Here is a 5,840-nt window from a genome sequence, read left to right as displayed (position 1 = left end):
GCCTCCACCGCGTCCACCTGCTCGCCCAAATTTTTGAAGTCTTTTTCGAGCAGCTGATTGACCTGGTCAAATGCACCGTCCAGGTGTGACTTGAGCTCGAAGAAACGCGATGCTTCGGCCTTGTCGGCCAAGGCCCGCTGCGCCGCCAGTTCCTTGGCATGGCGCCGGCTCTCCACCAGCACGGTGGTTTGCAAATAGCCGATGTAGGCCACAAAAACCAGCACGAACAGCAGCAGCAAACCCAGCAGCACAATGCCCAGCGGCGCTTCGACCGTCATCACCAACAGGGACAGCTGGGCCGGTTGGCTGATCAAGGCCCAGTTCGCGCCCACGAACAGCACCGTCACAAAACCGAGCACCAGAATCAGCAAAGAACGCAGGGACATGGAGCACTTTCGTCGAGCCCAGCGGACCGGCGCCGCTGTTGCTGGCAGTATAGGCGCAGGACGCGCGGCTGCGCCGTTCTCGCCTGCGTTTCGCGCTGGCTCACGCCCTCCGACAAAAGCCCTGCTGTCAGAAATTGGGGGGGCGTTTTTCGACGAAGGCCGCAATGCCTTCGCGGTGCTCGGCGCTCGGCGCGTAAGCGTAGGCCTGGGTCAACAACAGCGCCAAGGCACCTGCAGGAGCCGACGGCGCCAGCGCGCGCAGTGTCTGCTTGTTCAGGCGCGCCGCTTGCGGGCCGAGCCGCAGCATGCGGTCCACCCGTTTTTTTGTTTCAGCCTCCATCTGCTCGGGCGCGTGCACAGCGTTCAGGAAACCGCGCCGCAGCAACTCGTCGGCCGGCAACACCGCTGCGGTCAACAACATTTCGCGCACCGTGCGTTCACCCAGCGCGCGCAGCACCAATTGGGCTTCGCGCGGCGCCATCGGAAACCCCAGCTTGGCGATCGGGGCGCCAAAATCGGCGGTGTCTGTGGCCAGCCGGAGATCGCAGCACGACGCGATTTCGACACCCGCGCCCATGCAATGGCCTTCGATCTGCGCGACGATGGGCAGGTCGCAGTCCAGCATGGCTTGCAGGCCACCCCACACATCGTTTTCGTGGAAGTCGCGCAAGCCGGCGGGATCGAAGCGGAAGGCGGCGTATTCGGCGATGTCACCGCCAGCGCAGAAATGCCCGTCTGCTCCGCGCAGCACCACGCAGCGCACGCCGTCGGCCTGCTGGAGTTGCTGGAACACCAAACGCAGTTGCCGCCACATGGCGCGCGACATGGCGTTGAACTTGCCCGGGTGGCGCAACAGCACCTGCGCCACACCGCCCACCACATCGCAAGTCACCCCGCCTTCTGTGCGAGGTATGGGTTGCACGGCGCTCAAGTACGGGCCGCTGCGCCGACGCCGCGCTGTCCGAACCACCACCACAGCGCAGCGCCGCCCACGATCATGGGTATGCACAGCCATTGCCCCATGCTCATGCCCAGCGACAACAAGCCCAAATGGGCATCGGGTTCGCGGAAGAACTCGGCGATGAAACGGAACACGCCGTAACCCAGCAAGAACACCGAAGCGACTTGCCCAGGCTGGCGCGGCTTGCGCGCGTACCACCACAACAGCACAAACAAGAGCAGGCCTTCCAGCAGAAACTGGTACACCTGCGAAGGATGGCGCGGCGCATCGCCCGCACCCTGAAACACCATGCCCCAGGGCAACGCGGGATCGGCCAGCCGACCCCACAGCTCGCCGTTGATGAAGTTGCCTGCCCGTCCGGCTGCGAGGCCCGTGGGCACGCAAGGCGCCACAAAATCCATCACCTGCAAGAACGGGCGCTTGCGCGAATGGGCGTACCAGACCATGGCCGCCATCACCCCCAGCATGCCGCCGTGAAAGCTCATGCCGCCCTGCCAGACCGCAAAAATCTCCAGCGGGTGGCTCAGGTAATAGGCCGGTTTGTAGAACAGGCAATAGCCGACGCGCCCCCCCACGACCACGCCCATCACCCCCAGGAACAGAATGTCCTCCACGTCGCGCCGGGTCCAGGGCGCGGGTGTGGTCACCGAGACAAAGGGCTGGTGGCGCAAGCGGCGGTTGGCCAGCAGCATGAACAGCCCGAAGGCAGCCAGATAGGTCAAGCCGTACCAGTGGATGGCCAGCGGGCCCAGTTGCAGGGCGATGGGGTCGATTTGGGGATGGATCAGCATGGCGCTTATTGTGCCTTTGCAAACGCGATCAAGCGCGCCAGGGTTGGTGCCAGATTCGACTCGCGCCAGACCAGGCTGGTTTCGCACTCGGGCACGGCCAGGCCACGCGCGCCGTCCACCCGGCGATAGACCACGCCGGGACGCTGGAATTGCCGCACGCTCTGGGGCACCCAGGCCAGACCCATGCCGGCCGACACGAGGTTGACGATGGTCTGCATCTGGATCGCCTCCTGCGCCACTTGCGGTGAACGCCCGGCTGCGTTGTACATGCCAAACACCGCGTCGTACACCGAAGGCAGGATGCGCCGCGGAAAAATCACCAGCGGCTCGGCCAGCACCTGGCGCAACGACAGCTGGGCGTTTTGTGCCAGCGCATGCGACTCGGGCAGCGCCAGCACCAGGGGCTCCAGCGAGGTGCTCAAACACGCCAGGCCCGGTGGCGAAAAGCCCGGTGCGTGCAGCATGAACCCCGCATCCACCTCGCCGCTGGCCAGCAACTGCAGTTGCACATCACCCGTGGCCTCGATCAGCTCCAAGGCCACATGCGGCCACTGGCTGCGAAAGCCACGCACCCAGCGCGGCAGCAAATCAAAGCCCACGGTGGAGACAAAGGCCAGCCGCAACTGCCCTTCTTCCCCCGCCGCAGCCGCACGGGCTTTGGCAGGCAGCGCTTGTGCACGCGCCAGCAAGTCGCGCACGTCGGGCAGCAAGGCCGCCCCAGTGGGGGTGAGCCGCACGCTGCGTTTGGTGCGGTCGAAAAGGCGCCCGCCCAAGGCCTGCTCCAGACCCGCGATCGCCTGGGTCAAGGGCGGCTGCGTCATGTGCAGGCGTGCGGCGGCGCGGCCAAAGTGCAGCTCTTCGGCCACGGCCACGAACTGGCGCCACACGCGCAACTCGATCCAGGCATTTTTGTTCACCATATTCATACTCCACGCATATTAGTTCATGGCAACAAATATATTGGAAAGACAGATTCCAACGGCGCATACTTCTGCCTGTCCCTGTGCAGGCGTTCTGTGCCTCACCCTATTCCCACACTCTTACGAGGCAAACATGGCCGACAGCAAAGTCATTCCCATCACCCCCATGAACCCGCGCAGCCAGAACATCACCCAAGGCAAATCGCGCGCGCCCAACCGCTCCATGTACTACGCCATGGGTTACGAAGAGGCGGATTTTGTGAAGCCCATGGTGGGCGTGGCCAACGGACACAGCACGATCACGCCCTGCAATTCGGGCCTGCAAAAGCTGGCCGACGCCGCCATCGCCGGCATCGAAGAAGCCGGTGGCAATGCGCAGGTGTTTGGCACGCCCACGATTTCGGACGGCATGGCCATGGGCACCGAAGGCATGAAGTACTCGCTGGTGTCGCGCGAGGTGATTTCGGATTGCGTGGAAACCTGCGTGCAAGGCCAGTGGATGGACGGCGTGGTCGTCATCGGCGGCTGCGACAAGAACATGCCCGGCGGCCTGATGGGCATGCTGCGCGCCAACGTGCCCGCCATCTATGTGTACGGCGGCACCATTCTGCCGGGCCACTACAAGGGCCAGGATCTCAACATCGTGAGCGTCTTCGAAGCGGTGGGCCAGAACGCGGCCGGCAACCTGAGCGACGAAGACCTGAACGAGATCGAACGCCGTGCCATTCCCGGCACCGGCTCCTGCGGCGGCATGTACACCGCCAACACCATGAGTTCGGCCTTTGAGGCGCTGGGCGTGTCCCTGCCCTACTCGTCCACCATGGCGAATCCGCACGACGAGAAGATGAACTCGGCCAAAGAGTCGGCCAAGGTGCTGATCGAAGCCATCCGAAAAGACATCAAGCCGCGCGACATCGTCACGCGCAAGAGCATCGAGAACGCGGTCGCGGTCATCATGGCCACCGGCGGCTCCACCAACGCGGTGCTGCACTTTCTGGCGATCGCCCACACGGCCGGTGTGGACTGGAGCATCGACGACTTCGAGCGCGTGCGCGTCAAAACGCCGGTGCTGTGCGACCTCAAGCCCAGCGGTAAATACCTGGCCGTGGACCTGCACAAGGCCGGCGGCATTCCCCAAGTGATGAAGATGCTGCTCAACGCCGGCTTGCTGCACGGCGACTGCCTCACCATCACCGGGCAGACCATTGCCGAAGTGTTGAAGAACGTACCCGATGCACCGAGCGCCGACCAGGACGTGATCCGTCCCATCGACAAACCCATGTACGCCCAAGGTCACCTGGCCATCCTCAAAGGCAATCTCAGTCCAGAGGGCTGTGTAGCCAAGATCACCGGCCTGAAAAATCCGGTGATGACCGGACCGGCGCGGGTGTTTGACGACGAACAGTCGGCCCTCAAAGCCATTCTGGACGGCAAGATCGTGGCCGGCGACGTGATGGTGCTGCGCTACCTCGGCCCCAAAGGCGGCCCGGGCATGCCCGAAATGCTCGCACCCACCGGCGCCCTGATCGGCGCGGGTCTGGGCGAAAGCGTGGGCCTGATCACCGATGGCCGCTTCTCGGGCGGCACCTGGGGCATGGTGGTGGGCCACGTCGCGCCCGAAGCGGCAGCGGGTGGCACCATCGCTTTTGTGAACGAGGGCGACAGCATCACCATCGACGCACGCCAGCTGCTGCTGGAGCTGCACGTGACCGATGAAGAGATTGCCCGGCGCCGCGCCAACTGGACGGCACCTGCGCCGCGATACACCCGTGGCGTGCAGGCCAAGTTTGCCTTCAACGCCGCCAGTGCCAGCAAGGGCGCCGTGCTGGACAACTATTGAAACCAGGGGTACGGGACCGGTGCTCGCCGCGCCGGTCCGTGGTGTTCAGCGGCGCTTGGGTTTGATGCCCAGCGCTTCGCGCTGTTTGTCGATGCGCTGCTTTTTCTTGTCGTCCATTTTTTCCATGACCTTGCGCTTGGTGTAGCCGGTGGCGTCGGCCCAGGCCCACCACGCAACCGCCATGGCAAAAGGCGACAAAACCCACCACCACGACAGGCTCGCCACAAAGCCCAGCTCCAGGTACTTCAAAAGCAACAGACCCACGCCCACAATCAGGAAAAACATCACGCGCTCCGGTAAAGGCCGGATGAAGCCGGCAAGTAACTGTAACCGGGCGTTTCAGGAGTTGCCGCTTGGGTAAAATGGGGCACGTGACCCGATATACCCACTACGAACAGGACAAGCCCATGAAACGCGCCTTCCTCATTATGGCCGCCGCCATCACAGTTGCAGCACCCGCGATGGCGGATGAAGCACTCGCCAAGAGCAAGAATTGCATGACCTGCCATGCGGTCGACAAAAAGCTGGTGGGCCCGTCCTACAAAGATGTGGCCGCCAAATACGCCGGTGACGCAGGGGCCGTGGACAAGCTGGCCGCCAAGATCGTCAGGGGCGGCTCTGGAGTCTGGGGTGCGATCCCCATGCCCGCCAATACACAAGTGAACGAGGCCGAAGCCAAGAAGCTCGCGGCCTGGGTGCTGAGCGCGAAATAATTCCGCCAGCCTCGCCCCCAAAAGCCCGCTGTTGCACAGCGGGCTTTTTTTCGTCTGACTACCGCGCTGTCACGATTCATAAATAGATTCATTCAATATGAATCTTAAATAATCCTCGGTTGACATACATCAAGTCCGCAACTGGGCCGCGTGGATAACGTAGCGGCTTCACACAGTTCAGGAGTTATTTATGAGCCGGGGCTTCACCAGTCAGATGGCGCGCAACTTT

At 63.3% G+C, this 5,840-nt stretch carries 7 protein-coding genes; 2 read left to right on the top strand and 5 right to left on the bottom strand.

The genetic code is table 11. The features are described from left to right. The 4 genes from ABYB95_RS15605 to ABYB95_RS15590 form a co-directional block, all read right to left on the bottom strand. Positions 1-386: LapA family protein (locus ABYB95_RS15605; protein ID WP_372659485.1), on the bottom strand; the 386-nt coding region annotated here is incomplete at its 3' end. 127 nt (positions 387-513) lie between these two features. Next, on the bottom strand, positions 514-1,308 hold the full coding sequence (locus ABYB95_RS15600; protein WP_372659484.1) for an enoyl-CoA hydratase/isomerase family protein: 795 nt from the start codon (positions 1,306-1,308) through the stop codon (positions 514-516). Positions 1,309-1,313: 5 nt separating this feature from the next. Beyond that, positions 1,314-2,138 (bottom strand): prolipoprotein diacylglyceryl transferase, encoded by an 825-nt coding sequence (lgt, locus tag ABYB95_RS15595; protein ID WP_372659483.1) that lies wholly within the window; start codon positions 2,136-2,138, stop codon positions 1,314-1,316. Positions 2,139-2,143: 5 nt separating this feature from the next. Next, entirely contained in the window at positions 2,144-3,058 is a 915-nt protein-coding gene (locus tag ABYB95_RS15590) for a LysR family transcriptional regulator (RefSeq protein WP_372659482.1), read from the bottom strand. Positions 3,059-3,191: 133 nt separating this feature from the next. Between ABYB95_RS15590 and ilvD the strand changes: the two genes are divergently transcribed. Next, positions 3,192-4,898, top strand: coding sequence for a dihydroxy-acid dehydratase (gene ilvD / locus ABYB95_RS15585; protein ID WP_372659481.1), 1,707 nt, complete (start codon positions 3,192-3,194; stop codon positions 4,896-4,898). Between the two features lie 45 nt (positions 4,899-4,943). On the opposite strand, the gene ABYB95_RS15580 is transcribed toward ilvD, so the two are convergent. Continuing rightward, complete coding sequence (locus ABYB95_RS15580; protein ID WP_372659480.1) at positions 4,944-5,183, bottom strand: TIGR04438 family Trp-rich protein; 240 nt, start codon at positions 5,181-5,183, stop codon at positions 4,944-4,946. A 122-nt stretch (positions 5,184-5,305) separates the two neighbouring features. On the opposite strand from ABYB95_RS15580, the gene ABYB95_RS15575 reads away from it, so the two are divergent. After that, positions 5,306-5,611, top strand: coding sequence for a c-type cytochrome (locus ABYB95_RS15575; RefSeq protein WP_372659479.1), 306 nt, complete (start codon positions 5,306-5,308; stop codon positions 5,609-5,611). Positions 5,612-5,840 lie beyond the last annotated feature (229 nt).

The sequence above is a fragment of the Hydrogenophaga sp. genome, assembly GCF_041633695.1.
Classification (GTDB): Bacteria; Pseudomonadota; Gammaproteobacteria; order Burkholderiales; family Burkholderiaceae_C; genus Hydrogenophaga.
Note: the sequence above shows the minus strand (reverse complement) of the source record. Positions and strands in the feature narration are given on the sequence as shown.